Source organism: Streptomyces sp. NPDC051310 (assembly GCF_044455245.1).
Taxonomy (GTDB): domain Bacteria; phylum Actinomycetota; class Actinomycetes; order Streptomycetales; family Streptomycetaceae; genus Streptomyces.
Window position 1 is genome coordinate 486579 of the sequence record NZ_JBITEO010000001.1, and the last position, 21930, is coordinate 508508.

The window sequence follows — 21930 nt, forward strand, 5'->3', positions numbered from 1 at the left end:
GCGGCCTCCTCGGCCGGAGCCTCCTCGACGGGAGCCTCGGCGGCGGCCGGGGCCTCCACGGTCTGCGGTGCCTCGGCGGCCTCGGGCGCACCGGCCGGAGCCGTGGCCTTGCGGGTCGCACGGCGACGCGTACGAGCGGGAGCGGCGGTCTCCTCGACCGCGGCCTCGGCGGCGGCCGGGGCCTCCACGGTCTGCGGTGCCTCGGCGGCCTCCGGCGCACCCGCCGGAGCCGTGGCCTTGCGGGTCGCACGGCGACGCGTACGAGCCGGGGCGGCCTCCTCGGCCGGAGCCTCCGCCTCGGGGGCCTCGGCGGGCGTTTCCGCGGCGGGCGCCTCGGCAGCGGCGGGCGCGCCGGCGGGAGCCGTCGCCTTGCGCGTGGCGCGGCGGCGCGGACGGGCGGGCGCGGCGTCCTCGGTGGCCGCGGCGGCGGGCGCCTCGGCGGCGGCCGGGGCCGGTGCCGGCTCCGGGGTGTCGACGACGACCTCGGCGGCGCCGGTGGCCGCGGACGGCGGGCCGGCGGGACGCGAGGCGGCGCGGCGCCGGCGGCGCGGCGGCAGCGTGTCGCTCGGAGAGTTGTTCTCTTCGCTGGTGTGGTGACCGGCGGTGACGCCGGATTCGTTCGGCTCGAGCATGCGGGCGGTTCTCCCGTCACGCTCCCGGGCGCCGCGTCGGGCGCGGGCGCCGCACGGGAGCTGTTATGTCTGGCTCGCCGGTTCCGTACGAGGTACGCACGGCCTGGCGAAAGTCTTGTGTGTGTGCACGCGGCCCGACCCAGGTGGCTCCCGAGTGCCAGGGCTGCGCTGCGACGACTACCCCTGCGCGGAACCTGCACCCTGCGTCGCCGCGGCATGTTCGGCGGCCTTGGGTGGGGCGGCCGTGACTGCCTCGCGGTCGGGCGCGAGCGGGTCGGTCACCGTGCCGGACTCCTCGTCGAAGAGCCCCTGCGCCAGCCTGGTCACCGCTGCGGGGACCGGCGGCGCCAGGTCGGCCACAGCTCGGAGACCGGACAGGACGTCGTCGGGTCGTACGGCAGGTGTCACGTGCCGAACAACCAGCCGCAGTATCGCACAGGGGCCCTGCCCCGGCCTATCGTCCGGCGCGGAGGCCGCCTCCAGGCCCGCCACGGCGGCCCGGGCGTCGAAGGTGCGCATGCCGTTCTTCGTCCTGCGCTGCACCTCGACGGTGTCGGCCGCCAGGAAGGCGGCGACGGCGCGCCCGGCCTCCTCGGCGCCCACGCCGTCGAGCCGCAGCTCCCAGACGGAGGCGGTGAGCCGGTCGGCGAGTCCGGAGGTGCGCGCCTCGACGGCGTCGGTGATGTCGAGCCCGTCGGGGAGGGACTCGTCGAGCAGCTCGCGCAGCGTGCCGGGGTCGCGCGGCTCGGTGAGGGCGATCTCCAGGTACTCCGCTTCGGAGCCGGTCCCGGTGGGGGCGGCGTTGGCGTACGAGACCTTCGGGTGCGGGGTGAAGCCGGCCGAGTACGCCATGGGCACCTCGGCGCGGCGCAGCGCACGCTCGAAGGCGCGCTGGAAGTCACGGTGGCTGGTGAACCGGAGGCGGCCGCGCTTGGTGTAGCGCAGTCGGATGCGCTGCACCGCCGGTGCGGGCGGCGGGCCTTCGGGCTGTCGCTTGCCCAGTGGTTCTTCTCCTCGGTGCGGGGCGGGCGCGGGTGGCGCACCGCCCACGAAAATTCGGGCGGCTCCCGGGGGTCCCGCCCGGCTCACCCCCGCTTGCGCAGGGAGATCTCGGGTGCGGGCGCCGCGCCAGGAGCGGTCGTCGTACTACCCAGAGTACGCGCCGGGACGTGCGCGTGTTCCAGGGGCTGCCGCGCGGCGGCGTCGCCCACCAGGGCCCGCCACGCGTCCCGGCGGGCCTTGCGCACCACCTCACCTGCGGAGACGAGCGCCGCCCCGGCCGCGCGCCCCGCCGCGACGGCGGCGCGCCGGGCCGGGCGCCACAGGTGGTCGCGCACGGCATGGCCGACCGGGGTGCACACGGTGCGGTAGAACCAGGCGGCGGGCCGGCCGGCGAGGTGCCAGGCGAGCCACTTCAGCGCGCGGCCCACGGCGCGCGAGACGTACCCGGCGACGCGCCAGGCGACCTCGGCCGCGGCGACGATCTCCCGCCCGACGGCGAGGAGAGCGCGTCCGACCGGGGTGAGCACCCAGCGGTACAGCCACCGGCAGGGGATGACGACGAGGACCGTGCCGAGCCAGGCCAGGCCGTGTCCGAGCGGGGTGAGCACCCACCGGTACAGGGCGGTGAAGGGCCAGACGAAGACGGCCCACAGGACCCATCCGAGCCCGCGCCCGACCGGGGTGAGCACGGTGCGGAAGAACCAGACCAGCGGTGTGACGACCAGCGTGTGGACCAGCCAGGCGATGCCCCGCCCCAGTGGGGTGAGCACCCAGCGGTACAGCCACCGGCTGGGCACCACGACGCCGTACGTCACCAGGCCCGACACCAGCCACGCCAGGGCACGGCCCACGGGCACCAGCAGGGTGTCCCACACCCACTCCAGGGCCCGGCCCAGCGGGCGCAGCAGCACCCGGTCGAGCGCCCGGCCGCAGGCGGTCAGGACGTCCCAGAGCATGCGGACGGGTATCACCACGAGCAGCACCACGATCCGCACCGGGATCCTGATCACCGTGGTGAGGCAGCCTTCGCCGCCCTCGTACGCCTCGTTCCGCTTCTCCAGGTCCATACCGCAGATGACGCAACGGCCCGGCCAGGGGTTTCTTCCCCGGCCGGGCCGTTGCGCGGACGTTACATGATCACTTCACGACGGTCAGCGGAAGGAGCTTCTTCCCCGTCGGGCCGATCTGGATGTGGGTGTCCATCTGCGGGCAGACACCGCAATCGAAGCACGGCGTCCAGCGGCAGTCCTCGACCTCCGTCTCGTCGAGGGCGTCCTGCCAGTCCTCCCAGAGCCAGTCCTTGTCGAGACCGGAGTCGAGGTGGTCCCAGGGCAGGACCTCCTCGTAGGTGCGCTCGCGGGTGGTGTACCAGTCGACGTCCACGCCGTACTCCGGCAGCGTCTTCTCGGCGCAGGCCATCCAGCGGTCGTAGCTGAAGTGCTCGCGCCAGCCGTCGAAGCGGCCGCCGTCCTCGTAGACCGCGCGGATGACCGCGCCGACCCGGCGGTCACCGCGGGAGAGCAGGCCCTCGACGATGCCTGGCTTGCCGTCGTGGTACCGGAAGCCGATGGAGCGGCCGTACTTCTTGTCGCCGCGGATCTTGTCGCGGAGCTTCTCCAGGCGGGCGTCGGTCTCCTCGGCGGAGAGCTGCGGGGCCCACTGGAAGGGGGTGTGCGGCTTGGGGACGAACCCGCCGATCGACACCGTGCAGCGGATGTCGTTGGACTTCGACACCTCGCGGCCCTTGGCGATGACGTTCGCCGCCATGTCGGCGATCTGGAGCACGTCGTCGTCGGTCTCCGTCGGCAGGCCGCACATGAAGTACAGCTTCACCTGGCGCCAGCCGTTGCTGTACGCGGTGGCGACGGTGCGGATCAGGTCCTCCTCCGACACCATCTTGTTGATGACCTTGCGCATGCGCTCGGAGCCGCCCTCGGGGGCGAAGGTCAGACCGGACCGGCGGCCGTTGCGCGTCAGCTCGTTGGCGAGGTCGACGTTGAACGCGTCCACGCGGGTGGAGGGCAGGGACAGGCCGATCTTGTCCTCTTCGTACCGGTCGGCGAGGCCCTTGGCGATGTCGCCGATCTCGGAGTGGTCGGCGGAGGACAGCGACAGCAGGCCGACCTCCTCGAAGCCGGTCGCCTTCAGGCCCTTGTCGACCATCTCGCCGATGCCGGTGATGCTTCGCTCCCGCACGGGGCGCGTGATCATGCCGGCCTGGCAGAAACGGCAGCCGCGGGTGCAGCCGCGGAAGATCTCCACGGACATCCGCTCGTGCACGGTCTCGGCGAGCGGGACGAGCGGCTGCTTGGGGTAGGGCCACTCGTCGAGGTCCATGACGGTGTGCTTGGACACGCGCCACGGGACGCCCGACCTGTTCGGTACGACACGGCCGATACGGCCGTCCGGGAGGTACTCCACGTCGTAGAACGCCGGGATGTAGACGGAGCCGGTCCTCGCGAGGCGGAAGAGGACCTCCTCGCGGCCGCCGGGGCGGCCCTCCGCCTTCCAGGCGCGGATGATCTCGGTCATGTCGAGCACGGCCTGCTCGCCGTCACCGATGATCGCGGCGTCGATGAAGTCGGCGATCGGCTCGGGGTTGAAGGCCGCGTGGCCGCCCGCGAGCACGATCGGGTCGTCGAGCGTGCGGTCCTTCGCCTCCAGCGGGATGCCCGCGAGGTCGAGGGCGGTGAGCATGTTGGTGTAGCCGAGCTCGGTGGAGAAGCTCAGCCCGAAGACGTCGAACGCCTTCACGGGCCGGTGGCTGTCCACGGTGAACTGCGGCACCCGGTGCTCGCGCATCAGCGCTTCGAGGTCGGGCCACACGCTGTAGGTGCGCTCCGCGAGCACGCCCTCGCGCTCGTTCAGTACCTCGTACAGGATCATGACGCCCTGGTTGGGCAGGCCGACCTCGTACGCGTCCGGGTACATGAGCGCCCAGCGCACGTCGCAGCTGTCCCACTCCTTGACGGTGGAGTTCAGCTCACCGCCGACGTACTGGATGGGCTTCTGCACATGCGGGAGCAGAGCTTCGAGCTGTGGGAAGACCGACTCGGACATCTCGAACCTTCGTGAGCTGGCAAGGGGGCGACTCTCAAGCGTAACCCGCCCTCCGGGCCCTCAGAGCCGCCCCGCTTTCCCGCCAGGGGCCGCCCGGCCCCACACCTGCGGCAGCTCGCGCTCGCAGCGCTCCGCCCGGGCCTCCTCCCTGCCGTACAGCAATCCCCAGGTGAACGCGGTCTCGCCGGCCGCGTGGGCCTTGACCGCCAGCTCCCGCAGGGTCCCGCGGGCGACGACGGCGTCCTGGTGCTCGCCGAGGAGCTGCTGGACGCCCTTCATCCGCCGGGCGAAGCGCTTCGCGGGCTTGCCGAGCGCCGGGCGGGCGGCCTCCACGGCGTACCGGACCCGTTTGGCGGCCTTGCGGGCGTCGTGCAGGGCGAGGTCCCGCGCCGTGCCCGCGGGCAGGGCGAGGGCGTGGTCGACGCGGGCGGCGAGCCGCTCGTACTCCTTGAGCACCGCCCCGCGCAGCACCTTCGCGGCGGGCTTCCGGGCCGCGCGGCGCAGCGGCGGCTCGGCCAGCAGCGCGGTGAGGGCCGCGAGGAGGGCGAGGTAGCGGTCGCTGTCGAGGGCGGCGGTGGTGCGCTCGCGGGTGGCGGCGCGGCCGGCCGCGGCCCAGGCCTGCAGCCTGGCGCGCACCGGGCCGAGGAGCAGGGTGTCCGGCAGCGCGTCGGTCCCGGCGGTGAGCCGCCCGGTGAGCACTTCGTGGTCGCGCGCGGCACCGAGTTCGCCCGCGAGCCACTTGAGCTCGTCGGCGAGGGGATCGGTGGCGGCGCGGTCGAGGACCGTGCGGTACGAGCGCAGGGCGCTGCGCAGGCGGCGGGTGGCGACCCGCATCCTGTGGACCGAGTCGGGCAGGTCGCGCCGTACGGCGGCGTCGTAGGTGAGGAGCGCTTCGGCGTGCTCGCGCAGGTAGCGCAGGACGTGGTCGCCCGCGCTCCCGTCCGCCTCGGGCTCGCGCGGGGGGTGCCATCCGGTCTCCACCAGTGCCCGTTCGAGCTTGGAGGGCGACGCGGCGGGGCGCAGCCCGGCCTTGCGCAGCCGCTTGTGCACGGCGTCGAGGAACGCGGGGTCGCCGCCGTCCGCGAGCTCCACCTCGATCTCGGTCCACTCGGCGTGGCGGCCGGAGCCGTTCAGGCGGTCCGCGCGGACCGTGTCGGTGCTGAGCTCGGCGAGCAGCGCGCCCCGCTCGTCCAGGAGGTGCCGCACGTCCCGCGACGAGCGCAGGCGTACGACGGGGACGACGGCGGCGCCGCGGGTCCGGGCGCGGACCAGGGCGGCCAGGGCGTCCGGGACCTCGTCGGCGAGCGGGGCGCGGATCTCGTCGCGGGTCCCGGGGGTGACGGGCAGTTTGAGGTGCCAGCCGGCGTCGCCGCCACCGGTGCGGCGCCGCAGGGTGATGCCGGCCGCGGCGAGGCGCAGGTCGGCGGTGTCGTAGTACACGGCGTCCAGGTCGGTGACGCCCTGGTCGACGGTGCGGGCGGTCCCGGCCACGCCGGTCAGGACGGGCAGCCGGGTGCCGGGGGTGGCTTCGTACTTCCGCTCGATCTCGCGTTGTGTATCCGCCGTCATTCGATTCGGGTTACCCCGGACGGCCCTGTCTACGCCGGTCCGCGCGGCACCGCTCAGGCCGTTATGGGCCGCTGCACCCTGATCGACTGGAGCAGTCCGATCGCCACCCACACCGCGAACATCGACGATCCGCCGTACGACACGAACGGCAGCGGCAGGCCGGCGACCGGCATGATGCCGAGCGTCATGCCGATGTTCTCGAAGGACTGGAAGGCGAACCAGGCGATGATGCCGGCGGCGACGACCGTGCCGTAGAGCTCGGTCGTCTCGCGGGCGATGCGGCAGGCCCGCCACAGCACCACGCCGAGCAGCGCGAGTATCGTGCCGGCGCCGATGAAGCCGAGTTCCTCGCCGGCCACGGTGAAGATGAAGTCGGTCTGCTGTTCGGGGACGAACTGGCCGGTGGTCTGGTGGCCGTTGAAGAGGCCGGCCCCGTACAGCCCGCCGGAACCGATGGCGATGCGCGCCTGGTTGGTGTTGTAGCCGACGCCCGCGGGATCGAGCTCGGGGTTGGCGAAGGCTGCGAAGCGGTTGATCTGGTACTCGTCGAGGACGCCGAGCGCCGCGACCAGGGCGGCGCCGACGGCGCCCGCGCCGAGCAGGCCGAAGATCCAGCGGTTGGAGGCGCCGGAGGCGAGCAGCACGCCGAGCACGATGACGACCATCACCATCACGGAGCCGAGGTCCGGCATCATCATGACGATGGCCATCGGTACGACGGCGATGCCGAGGGACTTGGCGACGGTCCGGTGGTCCGGATGGAGCTGGTCCCCCGCGTCGACCTTCGCGGCGAGGAGCATCGCCATGCCCAGGATGATCGTGATCTTCACGAACTCGGAGGGCTGGAGGGAGAAGCCGCCGCCGACCACGATCCACGCGTGGGCGCCGTTGATGGTGGCGCCGAGCGGGGTGAGGACGAGCAGGACCAGCACCACGGAGATGCCGTACAGCACGGGCACGGCACCGCGCAGGGTGCGGTGGCCGAGCCAGATCGTCCCGATCATCAGCGCGAACCCGATGCCGCTGTTGAGGACGTGGCGCAGCAGGAAGTAGTACGGGTCGCCGTGGTTGAGCTCGGTGCGGTTGCGGGTGGCGGACCACACGAGCAGCGACCCGATGAAGGACAGCGCGATCGAGGAGAAGAGCAGCGGCCAGTCGAGCCGGCGCACCCAGGAGTCGCGTGCGGTCAGCCGGGTCCAGACGCCGCCGCGCTGCGGCGCGTACCCGGGGACGGAGAAGTTGTTGGTGCCGGCCATCGTGGATCAGTCCCTCCAGACCGGGGGCGGGCCCGCGAGCTGCGGCTCCCCGTCGCCCTGCTGGGCCGGGTCGACCTTCTGCGAGTCGGGGTCGTACGGCTTGACCTCCGGTGCGTCGATGGTGCCGTCCGGCTGGATCCTGGGCAGCGTCTTCTGCGGCTGGGGCAGCAGGGCGCGCTTGAGGTCCTGGTTGCCGGCGTCGTCGAGGCCGTAGAGGGCGTCGTAGATGTTGCGCACGGCGGGGCCGGAGGCACCGGAGCCCGTGCCGCCCTGGGAGATCGTCATGACGATGGTGAAGTCGTCGGTGTAGGTGGCGAACCACGAGGTGGTCTGCTTGCCGTAGACCTGGGCGGTGCCGGTCTTGGCCCGCATCGGGATCTTGTCCTGCGGCCAGCCGCCGAACCGCCAGGCGGCGGTGCCGCCGGGCTCGACGACGGAGCGCAGCCCCTTGTCGAGGTTGCTGATGGTCCGGGCGTCGACGGGCAGCCTGCCGTTGGCCCTGGGCTTGATCTCCTCGATCCGCTTGCCGTCGGGGCTGATGATCGCCTTGCCGATGATGGGCCGGTGGAGGGTGCCGCCGTTGCTGATGGCGGCGTAGGCGGTGGCCATCTGGATGGGGGTGACGAGGACGTCGCCCTGGCCGATGGCGTAGTTGATGCTGTCGAAGGCCTTCAGCTGGTTGCCTTCCAGGCAGCTTTCGTAGGCGATCTGCTCGACGTAGGTGCCGCCCTTCTTGCCCTGCTTGCACCAGGAGTCCTTGTTGGCCTGCCAGAACCGCTGCTTCCACTGGCGGTCGGGGATGCGGCCGGTGACCTCGTTGGGGAGGTCGATGCCGGTCTCGGAGCCGAGGCCGAACTCGTGTGCGGTCCGGTAGAACCAGTCGTGGGCGTCCTTCTTGGGCTTCAGGCCCCCGTCCTTCTGCCACTCCCGGTGGCCGAGGGCGTAGAAGACGGTGTTGCAGGAGAACTTGAGGGCGTCGCCGAGGCTGATGGGACCGTGTCCCTTGGACTCGAAGTTCGCGAAGCTGCGGCCGCCGAGGCTGTAGGAGCTGCTGCAGTTGTAGCGGCCGTCGAAGGGGTAGCCGGCCCGTACGGCGGCGCTCGCCGACACCACCTTGAAGATGGAGCCGGCGGGTGCCTGGCCCTGGATGGCCCGGTTGAGCAGCGGGTAGTTGGAGTTCTTGCCGGTGAGCTTGGCGTACTCCTTGGCGGAGATGCCGCCGACCCAGGCGTTGGGGTCGTAGTCGGGCTGGGAGGCCATCGCGACCACGCGGCCGGTCCGCGACTCCATGACGACGACGGCGCCCGCGTCGGCCTTGTAGGGCCGGCCGGTGATCTTGTCGGTCTCCTGGCGGACCTTCTTCATCGCCGCGTGGAGCTCGTACTCGGCGACGGCCTGGACCCGTGCGTCGATGCTGGTGACGACCGTGGAGCCGGGGCGGCCCGGGTCGCTCTCGGCCTCGCCGAGGACGCGGCCGAGGTTGTCGACCTCGTAGCGGGTGACGCCCGCCTTGCCGCGCAGCGCCTTGTCGTACGTGCGTTCCAGGCCGGAGCGGCCGACCATGTCGGAGCGCAGGAACGGCGAGTCGGTGTCCTTGGCCTTCTCGATCTCCTCGTCGGTGACGGGCGAGAGGTAGCCGAGGACCTGCGCGGTGCGGGCGCCGCCGGGCGCGGTGTAGCGGCGTACGGCGGTGGGCTCGGCGGTGATGCCGGGGAAGTCCTCGGCGCGCTCGCGGATCTGGAGGGCCTGCTGGGTGGTGGCCTCGTCGGTGACGGGGATCGGCTGGAAGGGGGAGCCGTTCCAGCAGGGCTGGGGCGTCTTGGCGTCGCAGAGGCGGACCTTGTCCATGACCTCCTTGGGCTTCATGCCGAGGACGCCCGCGAGGCGGGTCAGGACGGCCTTGCCGTCGTCCTTCATCTTCAGCAGCTCGGTGCGGGAGGCGGAGACGACGAGGCGGGTCTCGTTGTCGGCGAGGGGCACGCCGCGGGCGTCGAGGATGGAGCCGCGGACGGCGGGCTGGACGACCTGCTGGACGTGGTTGTTCTTCGCCTCGTCGGTGTACTCCTTGCCCTGCCGGATCTGGAGGTACCACAGGCGCCCGCCGAGGGTGAACAGCAGGGAGAAGACCAGGACCTGGATGACGATGAGCCGGATCTGGACCCGGGGGGTCCGGCCGGTCTCGGGGATGTTGCTCATGACGCGGTTGCCCCCTCGGTCACAGTCGCTTGACGCCCTTGATGCGGCCGGCGCGGGCCGCCCTGCTGCGGGCGGCCTTGATGCGCAGCCCGCTGCGCTGGCCGCCGACGCGCAGTCCGGTGCCCGAGGCCATCCAGCCGGTGGAGACGTCGGTGCCGGCGCCGGTGTTCTCGGCCAGCGGATCGTTCTCGGCTCGTCGGGCGAGCGCCATGATCAGCGGCACGGTGAAGGGCGCGAGCAGCACGTCGTAGACGACGGCGCTGATCAGCAGTGAGACCAGGCCGACGTGGCGGGCGGCGGTGTCCCCGACGAGCGCGCCGACGCCCGCGTACAGCAGCGTGGAGGCGACGGCGGCGGCGACGACCATGACCATGGGGCCGGTGGCGGAGCGCAGCTGGCCGTTCTCCGGCTTGGTCAGGCCCGCGAGGTAGCCGATGACGCACAGGACCAGGGCGTAGCGGCCGGCGGCGTGGTCGGCGGGCGGCGCGAGGTCGGCGAGCAGTCCGGCGCCGAAGCCGATGAGGGCACCGCTGACGTGCCCGTACACGAGGGCCAGCGCGAGGACGACGAGCAGCAGCAGGTCGGGGACGGCGCCGGGGAGCTGGAGGCGGGCCAGGATCGACACCTGGAGGACCAGGGCGACCACGACGAGCGTGGTGGAGAGCAGGATCCGGTTGAAGCGCATGGTCTACTCCCCCTCCGGTGCGCCGCTCGGCGAGCCGCTGGGCGTGCCGGCCGCGGACGGGGTCACCGTCACCGTGACGGTCGGCTCGGGCGTGGGCTTGGGCGGCAGCACCATGTCGCGGGGGTCGGTGCGCGGGGACTGCACGACGACGCCGACGATGTCGAGCTTGCTGAAGCCGACGTACGGGCGGACGAAGACGTTGCGGGTGAGGTCGCCGCCGGACGGGTCGACGCGGATGACCTCGCCGACCGGGACGCCGGGCACGAACGGCTTGGCGGCCTGCGAGCCGAAGGTGACGAGCCGGTCCCCGGGCTTGACCTTGGCCTTGCCGTTGAGGAACTGCACCGACAGCGGGCGGTCGCCCTGGCCGGTGGCGAAGCCGAGCTCGTCGGTCTTCTCCATCCGGGTGCCGACGGTGAAGTCCGGGTCGTTGGCGAGGAGCACCGTGGAGGTGCTCGGCCCGACGGTGGTGACGCGGCCGACGAGTCCGTCGCCGTTGATGACGGTCATGTCGCGCCGGATGCCGTCGGCGGAGCCGGCGTCGATGGTCACGGTCCACGAGAAGCCCTGGGCGGCTCCTATGGCGATGACCTCGGCCGCCTTGATGCCGTACTGGCCGGAGCCCGCCTTCTTCAGCAGGTTGTCGAGCTCGCGGACACGGCTGCGGTTGCGGTCGTCGCTGCCGAGTCTCGCCTTCAGCGCGGCGTTCTCCCGCTCCAGCTGCGCCACGCGGTTGTGGCGCTCGTCGGAGTCCCGTACGGCGGCGATGGCGTTGCCGACCGGATCGACCGCGGACGCGACGCTCTTCTCGACGGGGCCGAAGACCGTCGCGGCGGCCCGCCGGGCGCCGTCCACGGGCGACTCCTCGCCGCCGCGGATGTCCACCGTGATCAATGCGAACGCGATGGCTACCAGCAGCACCAGGAGCAGCCGGCTCTCTCGTGTGTCCCTCACGTGGGGCGGCCGTGCCCTTCCTCGTAGGAAAACTCACCGGAATGTGGGTCGCAGGGTGTGTGTGCCGTTATACCAACCGGACCCACCCGATCAACGATCAGCCGTACGGGTCTGGACAGCACCCGTACGGCTGACCGCTGGGGAACGCGCTATCTGCGCGGCTGGGCGTCCAGCACCTGCTGGAGCGCCTCGAACTCCTCGACGCACTTGCCGGAGCCCAGCGCCACCGAGTCCAGCGGGTCCTCGGCGATGTGGATGGGCATGCCGGTCTCACGGCGCAGCCGCTCGTCGAGGCCGCGCAGCAGGGCGCCGCCGCCGGTGAGCACGATGCCGCGGTCCATGACGTCGCCGGAGAGCTCCGGCGGGCACTTGTCGAGGGTCGTCTTGACGGCGTCGACGATGGCGTTGACCGGTTCCTCGATGGCCTTGCGGACCTCGGCGGCCGAGATGACCACGGTCTTGGGCAGACCGGAGACCAGGTCGCGGCCGCGGATCTCGGTGTGCTCGTCGGTCTCGAGGTCGAACGCCGAGCCGATGGTGATCTTGATCTGCTCGGCGGTGCGCTCACCGAGGAGGAGGCTGTACTCCTTCTTGATGTGCTGGATGATCGCGTTGTCCAGCTCGTCGCCGGCCACCCGGATGGACTGTGCCGTGACGATTCCGCCGAGCGAGATGACGGCGACCTCGGTGGTGCCGCCACCGATGTCGACGACCATGTTTCCGGTGGCCTCGTGGACCGGGAGGCCGGAGCCGATGGCAGCGGCCATGGGCTCTTCGATGATGTGCACCTGGCGCGCGCCGGCCTGCGTGGACGCCTCGATGACGGCGCGGCGCTCGACTCCGGTGATGCCCGAGGGGACGCAGACCACGACCCGCGGACGGGCCAGGTAGCGACGCTTGTGGATCTTCAGGATGAAATACCTGAGCATCCGCTCGGTGATCTCGAAGTCGGCGATCACCCCGTCTTTCAGCGGGCGGACGGCGACGATGTTGCCGGGGGTCCGGCCGATCATCTTCTTCGCTTCGGCGCCGACCGCCAGGATGCCACCGGTGTTGGTGTTGATGGCGACGACGGACGGCTCGTTGAGGACGATGCCGCGACCCCTGACGTACACCAGCGTGTTGGCGGTCCCGAGGTCGACAGCCATGTCACGGCCGATGAACGACATTGAGTTCCCCTTGTTTCCCATGAGGATGCGTCGGGCCTTCCCAATTAGAGCGTTGACGGCTTCTCAGGTAGGCGAGGTGGGTGGTGTGGCGCGGAGATTCACATCGTAGTCACGCTTGCCCGGACACGGCGCGGTGGCCCGCCTCTGTATAGGTGACGAGGCGTCGGACCGATGCGTTCCCGACCGGGACGTTCATATACCGAAGGGCGACCGAAATTCCATCGGTCGCCCCAGGTCACGGGCCCTGTACGGCTGACAGCAGGTCAGGAAATACCCGGGAAGAAAATCTTCAGTTCCCGAATGGCGGACTCCTCCGAGTCCGATGCGTGGATCAGGTTCTCCCGGACGATGGTGCCGAAGTCGCCCCGGATGGACCCGGGCGCTGCGGCGATCGGGTCGGTCGGCCCGGCCATCTGCCGTACGCCCTCGATGACGCGCTCGCCCTCGACGACCAGGGCGACGACCGGTCCGGAGGACATGAACGCCACGAGCGGCTCGTAGAACGGCTTGCCCTTGTGCTCGCCGTAGTGCTGCTCCAGCGTGTCCTGGTCGAGGGTGCGCAGCTCCATTGCGGTGATGGCCCAGCCGGCCTTGCGCTCGATGCGACCGATGATCTCGCCGATCAGGCCGCGGCGTACGGCGTCGGGCTTGAGCAGGACGAGCGTGCGCTGGGTCATGTGTGACGGCTCCTTGCAGGCAGACGGGTGCGGTGAGGTGAGGCTACAGGGCCCCTGCGCCCCGCCGGCACCCGGATCACCCCACCCGCCGGGCGCGCGCTCACCGGGGCTGGGCCGCCTCTTCCGACGGGGCCGCCCAGCGCGCCTTCGCCTCGTCGATCTTGCGGCCGAAGTGGATCGACGCCCACCACAGGCCCGCGAACACCGCACCCAGGAAGAACATGATCGGCACGACGAACCCGCTCGCGATGAGCGCGATCTGCAGCGCCCAGCCGAGCTGGAGGCCGCCCGGGCGGGTGATCATGCCGCACAGCAGGACGCTGAGGGCCATGAGCACTCCGCACACCGTCCACACCGTGCCCAGCGCCAGGCCGTCGTCCTTCATCGCCACCAGACCGGCGAAGCCGATCACGAAGAACTCGCCGATCAGCGTGGACGCGCAGAGCGTACGCATCGAATCCTCAGCCCTTCCCCAGCAGCAGCCGGGCCTCGCCGACCGTGATCACGGAACCCGTCACCAGGACACCCGCGCCCGCGAACTCGCTCTCCTCCTCGGCGAGCGTGATCGCCTCCTCCAGCGCGTCGTCCAGCCGCGGCTCGACCACCACCCGCTCGTCGCCGAAGACCTCGACGGCGATCGCGGCGAGCTCGTCCGCGTCCATCGCGCGATGGCTGGAGTTCTGCGTGACCACGACTTCCGCGAAGATCGGCTCGAACGCCTCCAGCAGGCCCCGCACGTCCTTGTCGGCGCTCGTGCCCACGACGCCGATCAGGCGCGAGAAGCCGAACGCCTCGCTGATGCCCTCGGCGGTCGCCTGCGCCCCGGCCGGGTTGTGCGCGGCATCCAGCACCACGGTCGGGCTGCGCCGCACCACCTCCAGGCGGCCCGGCGAGGCCACCGAGGCGAAGGCCCGCCGGACGGTCTCCATGTCCAGCGTGCGCCCCTGCGCGCTCACCCCGAAGAACGCCTCCACCGCGGCCAGCGCGACCGCCGCGTTGTGCGCCTGGTGGGCGCCGTACAGGGGCAGGAAGATCTCCTCGTACTCGCCGCCGAGCCCGCGCAGCGTCAGCAGCTGCCCGCCGACCGCCACCTCGCGGGAGACGACACCGAACTCCAGGCCCTCGCGGGCCACCGTCGCGTCGACCTCGACGGCCTTCTTCAGCATCACCTGCGCGGCGTCCACCGGCTGCTGCGCCAGGACGACGGTCGCGCCCTCCTTGATGATCCCGGCCTTCTCGCCGGCGATTTCGGCGGGCGTCGAGCCGAGCCGGTCCGTGTGGTCCAGCGAGATGGGCGTGACCACGGCGACGGAGCCGTCGATCACGTTCGTCGCGTCCCAGCTGCCGCCCATGCCGACCTCGACGACCGCCACGTCCACCGGAGCGTCCGCGAACGCGGCGTACGCCATTCCGGTGAGGACCTCGAAGAAGGAGAGCCGGTAGTCCTGCTGGGCGTCGACCATCTCGACGTACGGCTTGATGTCCCGGTACGTCTCCACGAAGCGCTCGGGGCTGATCGGCGCGCCGTCCAGGCTGATCCGCTCGGTGATCGACTGCACGTGCGGCGAGGTGTACCGCCCGGTGCGCAGGTCGAACGCGGCGAGCAGCGCCTCGATCATCCGTGCGGTGGACGTCTTGCCGTTGGTGCCGGTGATGTGGATCGAGGGGTACGAGCGCTGCGGCTCGCCCAGGACGTCCATCAGCGCGGCGATCCGCGCCACCGAGGGTTCCAGCTTGGTCTCGCCCCACCGGGTGGCGAGCTCCTGCTCCACCTCCCGCAGCGCCTGGTCGACCTCCGGGTCGGCGGGCCGTGCGGGCACGGGGTCGGCCTGGGGCGGTCCGGCCTGGGCGCGCAGCGTACGGCTGCCGGCCTCGATCACCGCCAGGTCGGGGTCTCGGTCGGTCTCGGCTTCGACGATCTCGTCGAAGTCATCGCTGGAGGGGGGCTGCTCACTCACGCCGTCCAGTCTACGGAGCGGCCCCGGAACCTTTCGGTTCCGGGGCCGTTACCGCGGTGTGCCAGGGGGTGTCCTGTCGATCAGGCTGGATCAGCGCCGCGAGCCCGGTGTGATCGGCACGACATTCCCTAGGCCTGCGGCAGGTTCTGCAGCTGGGCGGTGATGCGGGCGATGTCCTCGTCCGCCTTGGCCAGCCGGGCGCGAATCTTCCCGACCACCTGGTCCGGCGCCTTGGCGAGGAAGGCTTCGTTGCCGAGCTTCGCCGTGGCCTGGGCCTTCTCCTTCTCGGCCGCCGCCAGGTCCTTGGCGAGGCGCTTGCGCTCCGCCTCCACGTCGATCGCGCCGGACAGGTCGAGCGCGACCGTGGCCCCGGCGACCGGGAGGGTCGCGGTGGGGTGGAAGCTCTCGCCCTCGGGCTGGAGGCGCAGGAGCTGGCGGATGGCCGGCTCGTGCGGCGCGAGCGCGGTGCCGGCCAGCTCCAGGCGGGCCGGGACCTTCTGGCCCGGCTGGAGGCCCTGGTCGGAGCGGAAGCGGCGGACTTCGGTGACGACCCGCTGCACGAGCTCGATCTCCCGCTCGGCGGCCTCGTCGCGGAAGCCGCTGTCGCTCGGCCAGTCGGCGATGACGACGGACTCGCGGCCGGTGAGCGTGGTCCACAGGGTCTCGGTGACGAACGGGACGACCGGGTGCAGCAGCCGGAGCATGACGTCCAGGACCTCGCCGAGCACGCGGGCGGAGACCTTGGCCGGCTCGCCGCCGCCCATGAACGTCGTCTTGGACAGCTCGACGTACCAGTCGAAGACCTCGTCCCACGCGAAGTGGTAGAGGGCGTCGGACAGCTTGGAGAACTGGTAGTCCTCGTAGAACGCGTCGACCTCGGCGACCGTCGTGTTGAGGCGGGAGAGGATCCACCGGTCGGTGGCCGACATCTGCGACGGGTCGGGCAGCGGGCCCTCCACCGTCGCGCCGTTCATCAGCGCGAAGCGGGTGGCGTTCCAGATCTTGTTGGCGAAGTTGCGGGACGCCTGGACCCAGTCCTCGCCGATCGGGACGTCGATGCCGGGGTTGGCGCCGCGCGCGAGGGTGAAGCGGAGCGCGTCGGAGCCGTACTTGTCCATCCAGTCCAGCGGGTTGACCGCGTTGCCGAAGGACTTCGACATCTTCTTGCCGTTCTGGTCACGGACCATGCCGTGCAGGGCGATGGTGTGGAACGGCGGCGTGCCGTCCATCGCGTACAGGCCGAACATCATCATCCGGGCGACCCAGAAGAAGAGGATGTCGTAGCCGGTGACGAGGACGGAGTTCGGGTAGAACTTCGCGAGGCTGTCGGTCCGCTCCGGCCAGCCGAGCGTGGAGAACGGCCACAGGCCGGACGAGAACCAGGTGTCGAGGACGTCGGTGTCCTGGTGCCAGCCCTCGCCGGACGGCGGCTGCTCGTCGGGGCCGACGCAGACGACCTCGCCGTTCGGGCCGTACCAGACCGGGATGCGGTGGCCCCACCACAGCTGGCGCGAGATGCACCAGTCGTGGAGGTTGTCGACCCAGTCGAAGTACCGCTTCTCCATGTCCTGCGGGTGGATCTTGACGCTGCCGTCGCGGACCGCGTCACCGGCGGCCTTGGCGAGCGGGCCGACCTTGACCCACCACTGCATGGACAGCCGCGGCTCGATGGTGGTCTTGCAGCGCGAGCAGTGGCCGACGGAGTGGACGTACGGACGCTTCTCGGCGACGATCCGGCCCTCGGCGCGCAGGGCGCCGACGATGGCGGAGCGGGCCTCCAGCCGGTCCAGGCCCTGGAACGGGCCGTGGGCGGTGATGACCGCGTGCTCGTCCATGACGGCGATCGCGGGCAGGCCGTGGCGCTGGCCGATCTCGAAGTCGTTCGGGTCGTGCGCCGGGGTCACCTTGACGGCGCCGGTGCCGAACTCGGGGTCGACGTGCTCGTCGGCGACGACCGGGATGCGGCGGCCGGTGAGCGGCAGCTCGATCTCGGTGCCGACGAGGTGCCGGTAGCGCTCGTCGTCGGGGTGGACCGCGACGGCGGTGTCACCGAGCATCGTCTCGGCGCGGGTGGTGGCGACGACGATGGAGTTCTCCCCCTCGCCGTACCGGATGGAGACGAGCTCGCCGTCGTCGTCCTGGTACTCCACCTCGATGTCGGAGATGGCGGTCAGGCAGCGCGGGCACCAGTTGATGATGCGCTCGGCGCGGTAGATGAGCTCGTCGTCGTAGAGCTTCTTGAAGATGGTCTGGACGGCCTTGGACAGGCCCTCGTCCATGGTGAACCGCTCGCGGGACCAGGCGACGCCGTCGCCGAGGCGCCGCATCTGGCCGGAGATCTGGCCGCCGGACTCCGCCTTCCACTGCCAGACGCGCTCGACGAACGCCTCCCGGCCCAGGTCGTGGCGGGACTTGCCCTCCTTGGCGAGCTCGCGCTCCACGACGTTCTGGGTCGCGATGCCGGCGTGGTCCATGCCGGGCTGCCACAGCGTCTCGTAACCCTGCATGCGCTTGCGGCGGGTGAGGGCGTCGATCAGCGTGTGCTCGAAGGCGTGGCCCAGGTGGAGGCTGCCGGTGACGTTCGGCGGCGGGATGACGATGGTGTACGCCGGCTTGTCGCTGTGCTCGTCGGCGTCGAAGTAACCGCGCTCCACCCAGCGCTCGTACAGCGGCCCCTCTACCTCGGCCGGCGCGTAGGTGGTCGGCAGTTCGGGGAGGGACGCTGGCTGCTGCTGAGTGTTCTCGGTCACGGGCCACAGTTTAGAGGTGTCACAGCCCCGTACTGAAACGGGAATCTTCCGTAACGGTGTGGGACCCCGCCGTGCGACCAGAACGCTCTTTCGGCCAGGATGTGAGAAACGCATAAGCATGGTGGAGGGGGAACCCCTTAATGAGTTACAACCAGCCGGGCCCGTACGGCGGGCAGCCTCAGCAGCCGGGACCGTACGGTCAGCCGGGTCCTTACGGCCAGCAGCCGCAGGCCCCGCAGCCCGGCTACGGCTATCCGCAGCAGCCTCCGGCGCCGCAGCCGGGTTACGGATACCCGCAGCAGCAGCCGCAGGCCCCGTACGGCCAGCAGCCGCAGCCCCCGTACGGCCAGCCCCCGCAGCAGCCCCCCTACGGCGCGGGCCCCGGCGCCTACCCGCCGCCCCCGCCGCCGGCCTCGGGCGGCGGCAAGAAGACGGGCATCATCATCGGCTCGGTGGCCGTGGTGGCGGCGATCGCCGTCGGCGCGTGGTTCGTCTTCGGCGGCAGCGGCAACGCCGCGGTGGCGGACGACACCAAGGGGTACAAGGTGACGCCCGCCGAAGCGATCGACGGCTACAAGAAGAGCGGCCCCGACAAGCCGATCGAGATGGACGACAAGATGAAGGCGAACGCCACCGCCATGGGGATCACCAACCCCCAGATGGTGTCCGCCAGCTACAAGGAGGGCGGCTCCACCACCGATCCCACGCAGGCGATGGCGGGCCGCAGCATGAGCCTCAACGGGACCTGGGGCGAGATCGCCGACCCGGAGAAGGCCATCGACATGGGCTTCGCGAACTACACGAAGAACCAGAAGCTGACGGAGGACGAGGACTTCAAGATGGAGCCCGTCGGCAGCCCGGAGGAGAAGGCTCCCGACGGCTTCGAGGGCGCGCTGATGAAGTGCCAGTTCATCAAGTTCATCAACCCGACCGGGGACGGGACGCCGAAGAACGGACCCAAGGAGTTCACGATCCCGACCTGCATCTGGGCGGACTACAGCACCTACGGCGTGGTCAACACGATGGACCTGGCCAAGGCGATGACCGGTCAGGCCGGCACGCTCGACGAGGCCGCCGCGCTGACGGCCAAGCACTACAAGGCCTCGCGCTCGAAGATCTGACGCTCCGGAGCGCACCACGCGCCGCGTGCCGTGTGCCGCGTGACGCATGAAAGGGGGCGCCCCGCCGACTGGTCGGTGGGGCGCCCCCTTCGCGGTGTCCCGGGGTTACGCCGACTTCTCGTGGCGGCCCTGGTCCTTGACGACGCGCGGCACCAGGGTCGGGTTGACGTTGTTGTGGACGACGTCCTCCGTGATGACGACGCGGGCGACGTCCTTGCGGGACGGCACCTCGTACATCACCGACATCAGCACCTCCTCCATGATGGCGCGCAGGCCGCGTGCGCCGGTGCCGCGGAGGATGGCCTGGTCCGCGATGGCCTCCAGGGCCGGGCGGTCGAAGTCCAGTTCCACGCCGTCGAGTTCGAACAGTCGCTGGTACTGCTTGACCAGGGCGTTGCGCGGCTCGACGAGGATCTTCAGCAGCGCCTCGCGGTCCAGGTTGTGGACCGAGGTGATGACGGGGAGGCGCCCGATGAACTCGGGGATCATGCCGAACTTGACCAGGTCCTCCGGCATGACCTCCTGGAACTGGTCGCTGGCCTCGATCTCGCGCTTGGAGCGGATCGTCGCGCCGAAGCCGATGCCCTTCGCGCCGGCCCGCGACTCGATGATCTTCTCCAGGCCGGCGAAGGCGCCGCCCACGATGAACAGGACGTTCGTCGTGTCGATCTGGATGAACTCCTGGTGCGGGTGCTTGCGCCCGCCCTGCGGCGGGACCGAGGCGGTCGTGCCTTCCAGGATCTTGAGGAGGGCCTGCTGGACGCCCTCGCCCGACACGTCGCGCGTGATCGACGGGTTTTCGCTCTTACGGGCGACCTTGTCGATCTCGTCGATGTAGATGATGCCCGTCTCGGCCTTCTTGACGTCGTAGTCGGCGGCCTGGATGAGCTTCAGCAGGATGTTCTCGACGTCCTCGCCCACATAGCCCGCCTCCGTGAGCGCCGTCGCGTCGGCGATGGCGAACGGGACGTTGAGCATGCGGGCCAGCGTCTGGGCCAGGAGCGTCTTGCCGGAGCCCGTGGGGCCCAGCAACAGGATGTTGGACTTGGCGAGTTCGATCGCGTCGTCCCGGCCCTGCGCGCCGCCGTTCTCGCCGGCCTGGACGCGCTTGTAGTGGTTGTACACCGCGACGGAGAGGGCCTTCTTCGCGGGCTCCTGCCCGACGACGTACCCCTCCAGGAACTCGTAGATCTCGCGCGGCTTGGGGAGTTCCTCCCACCGCACCTCGGAGGTCTCGGCGAGCTCCTCCTCGATGATCTCGTTGCAGAGGTCGATGCACTCGTCGCAGATGTACACACCGGGGCCTGCGATGAGCTTCTTCACCTGCTTCTGGCTCTTTCCGCAGAACGAGCACTTGAGCAGGTCGCCGCCATCACCGATGCGTGCCACGAGGTGCTTCCCCTTCGCCTGGGAGCGGCTTGGTTCAGCCTGCTCCTGGTGCCTCATATCCGACGGTACCTTGCCGGGCCCCCCGTTCGGGCCCCCCTTGGCACGGTTCGCACGGAGGTGAAGCCGTGCGGGGCCGTGCCAAGGGAAAGGCAGCGCGTCAGGCAGCCGCCGCGGCGGTGCTCTTGCGGGTCGACACGATCTGGTCGACCAGGCCGTACGCCAGGGCGTCCTCGGCCGTCAGGATCTTGTCGCGCTCGATGTCGTCGCGGATCTTCTCGATCGGCTGGGTGGAGTGCTTGGCCAGCATCTCCTCCAGCTGCGTCCGCATGCGCAGGATCTCGTTGGCGGCGATCTCCAGGTCGGAGAGCTGCTCACGGCCGGTGCCGCCGGACGGCTGGTGGATCAGCACACGGGCGTTCGGCAGGGCCATCCGCTTGCCGGGCGTGCCGGCGGCGAGCAGCACGGCCGCGGCGGACGCCGCCTGGCCCATGCACACCGTCTGGATGTCCGGCTTCACGAACTGCATCGTGTCGTAGATGGCGGTCAGCGCCGTGAAGGAGCCGCCGGGGCTGTTGATGTAGATGGAGATGTCGCGGTCCGGGTCCATCGACTCCAGGCACAGCAGCTGCGCCATGACGTCGTTGGCGGAGGCGTCGTCGATCTGCACGCCGAGGAAGATCACGCGCTCCTCGAAGAGCTTCGCGTACGGGTCGTACTCGCGCACGCCCTGCGAGGTGCGCTCGACGAAGCGCGGGACGACGTACCGGTTGTCCACCTGCGGGCCGGTGTAGAGGCCGCTCGCGGAGAAGTTGCTCATATGGGTGTTCACCATCCTGGTGACGTTCGGCGGGCTGGGAGGCGGGGGTGCGGGTCGGCTCAGGCGCCGGTGCCGCCACCGCCCGGCACGCCCGCGGCGGCGGACATGATGTCGTCGATCAGGCCGTACTCCTTGGCCTCCTCGGCCGTGAACCAGCGGTCGCGGTCGCCGTCGCGGATGATGGTCTCCACGGACTGGCCGGAGTGGCGCGCGGTGATCTCGGCCATGCGCTTCTTCGTGCGGAGAAGGTACTCGGCCTGGATCTTGATGTCCGAGGCGGTGCCGCCGATGCCGGCGGAGCCCTGGTGCATCAGGATGTCGGTGTTGGGCAGCGCGAAGCGCTTGCCGGCGGTGCCGCCGGTGAGCAGGAACTGGCCCATGGAGGCCGCCATGCCCATACCGATGGTGACCACGTCGTTCGGGATGTACTGCATGGTGTCGTAGATGGCCATGCCGGCCGTCACCGAACCACCCGGGCTGTTGATGTACAGGTAGATGTCCTTGTCCGGGTCGGCGGCAAGGAGCAGCATCTGCGAGGTGATCTTGTTGGCGATCTCGTCGTCGACCTGCTGGCCGAGGAAGATGATCCGCTCGCCGAGCAGCCGGTTGTAGACATGGTCGCCGAGGCCGCCACCGATGGACGGCTCACCCGCGGCGTAAGGCTTCAGATTCGTCACGTATCCACCTGCTCGTCT

General features: G+C 70.8%; 17 protein-coding genes and 1 pseudogene. 1 reads left to right on the forward strand and 17 read right to left on the reverse strand.

Going from position 1 to position 21930, the window contains the following annotated elements:
- From ACIA79_RS02165 to ACIA79_RS02230, 14 genes and pseudogenes are all read right to left on the reverse strand, one after another.
- A pseudogene (locus ACIA79_RS02165) lies at positions 1 to 632 on the reverse strand (ribonuclease E/G); the annotation flags it as partial.
- Positions 633 to 809: 177 nt separating this feature from the next.
- Positions 810 to 1592, reverse strand: coding sequence for a TIGR03936 family radical SAM-associated protein (locus tag ACIA79_RS02170; protein ID WP_399426122.1), 783 nt, complete (start codon positions 1590 to 1592; stop codon positions 810 to 812).
- A gap of 125 nt (positions 1593 to 1717) precedes the next feature.
- Positions 1718 to 2701: a hypothetical protein gene (locus ACIA79_RS02175; protein WP_399426124.1), complete on the reverse strand. Its 984-nt coding sequence runs from the start codon at positions 2699 to 2701 to the stop codon at positions 1718 to 1720.
- A 70-nt stretch (positions 2702 to 2771) separates the two neighbouring features.
- Positions 2772 to 4694: a TIGR03960 family B12-binding radical SAM protein gene (locus ACIA79_RS02180; RefSeq protein WP_399426126.1), complete on the reverse strand. Its 1923-nt coding sequence runs from the start codon at positions 4692 to 4694 to the stop codon at positions 2772 to 2774.
- Positions 4695 to 4754: 60 nt separating this feature from the next.
- On the reverse strand, positions 4755 to 6263 hold the full coding sequence (locus ACIA79_RS02185; RefSeq protein ID WP_399426127.1) for a CHAD domain-containing protein: 1509 nt from the start codon (positions 6261 to 6263) through the stop codon (positions 4755 to 4757).
- A gap of 53 nt (positions 6264 to 6316) precedes the next feature.
- Complete coding sequence (rodA, locus tag ACIA79_RS02190) at positions 6317 to 7519, reverse strand: rod shape-determining protein RodA (RefSeq protein ID WP_399426129.1); 1203 nt, start codon at positions 7517 to 7519, stop codon at positions 6317 to 6319.
- A 6-nt stretch (positions 7520 to 7525) separates the two neighbouring features.
- Entirely contained in the window at positions 7526 to 9715 is a 2190-nt protein-coding gene (gene mrdA / locus ACIA79_RS02195) for a penicillin-binding protein 2 (protein WP_399426131.1), read from the reverse strand.
- 19 nt (positions 9716 to 9734) lie between these two features.
- Positions 9735 to 10400, reverse strand: coding sequence for a rod shape-determining protein MreD (mreD, locus tag ACIA79_RS02200; RefSeq protein ID WP_399426133.1), 666 nt, complete (start codon positions 10398 to 10400; stop codon positions 9735 to 9737).
- Positions 10401 to 10403: 3 nt separating this feature from the next.
- Positions 10404 to 11354, reverse strand: coding sequence for a rod shape-determining protein MreC (gene mreC, locus ACIA79_RS02205; protein ID WP_399426135.1), 951 nt, complete (start codon positions 11352 to 11354; stop codon positions 10404 to 10406).
- A gap of 149 nt (positions 11355 to 11503) precedes the next feature.
- The gene (locus ACIA79_RS02210; protein WP_031070458.1) at positions 11504 to 12523 is read right to left on the reverse strand and encodes a rod shape-determining protein; all 1020 of its coding nucleotides are present in this window, start codon (positions 12521 to 12523) and stop codon (positions 11504 to 11506) included.
- A gap of 263 nt (positions 12524 to 12786) precedes the next feature.
- Positions 12787 to 13200, reverse strand: a complete 414-nt coding sequence (gene ndk / locus ACIA79_RS02215) for a nucleoside-diphosphate kinase (protein WP_399426137.1) — start codon at positions 13198 to 13200, stop codon at positions 12787 to 12789.
- A gap of 100 nt (positions 13201 to 13300) precedes the next feature.
- Positions 13301 to 13654 carry a DUF4233 domain-containing protein gene (locus ACIA79_RS02220; RefSeq protein ID WP_399426139.1) on the reverse strand — a complete coding sequence of 118 codons (354 nt, stop codon included), beginning with the start codon at positions 13652 to 13654 and terminating at the stop codon, positions 13301 to 13303.
- Between the two features lie 7 nt (positions 13655 to 13661).
- A complete protein-coding gene (locus ACIA79_RS02225) occupies positions 13662 to 15158 on the reverse strand; it encodes a bifunctional folylpolyglutamate synthase/dihydrofolate synthase (RefSeq protein WP_399426141.1) in 1497 nt (498 codons plus the stop codon).
- Positions 15159 to 15286: 128 nt separating this feature from the next.
- Entirely contained in the window at positions 15287 to 17908 is a 2622-nt protein-coding gene (locus ACIA79_RS02230) for a valine--tRNA ligase (RefSeq protein WP_399426143.1), read from the reverse strand.
- 140 nt (positions 17909 to 18048) lie between these two features.
- Between ACIA79_RS02230 and ACIA79_RS02235 the strand changes: the two genes are divergently transcribed.
- On the forward strand, positions 18049 to 19029 hold the full coding sequence (locus ACIA79_RS02235) for a hypothetical protein (protein ID WP_399426144.1): 981 nt from the start codon (positions 18049 to 18051) through the stop codon (positions 19027 to 19029).
- 105 nt (positions 19030 to 19134) lie between these two features.
- Here ACIA79_RS02235 and clpX read toward each other — a convergent pair whose 3' ends face one another.
- From clpX to ACIA79_RS02250, 3 genes are all read right to left on the reverse strand, one after another.
- Positions 19135 to 20418: an ATP-dependent Clp protease ATP-binding subunit ClpX gene (gene clpX, locus ACIA79_RS02240; protein WP_031129255.1), complete on the reverse strand. Its 1284-nt coding sequence runs from the start codon at positions 20416 to 20418 to the stop codon at positions 19135 to 19137.
- A gap of 157 nt (positions 20419 to 20575) precedes the next feature.
- Positions 20576 to 21250, reverse strand: a complete 675-nt coding sequence (locus tag ACIA79_RS02245; protein WP_031070475.1) for an ATP-dependent Clp protease proteolytic subunit — start codon at positions 21248 to 21250, stop codon at positions 20576 to 20578.
- Between the two features lie 44 nt (positions 21251 to 21294).
- The gene (locus ACIA79_RS02250; RefSeq protein WP_031070477.1) at positions 21295 to 21912 is read right to left on the reverse strand and encodes an ATP-dependent Clp protease proteolytic subunit; all 618 of its coding nucleotides are present in this window, start codon (positions 21910 to 21912) and stop codon (positions 21295 to 21297) included.
- Positions 21913 to 21930 lie beyond the last annotated feature (18 nt).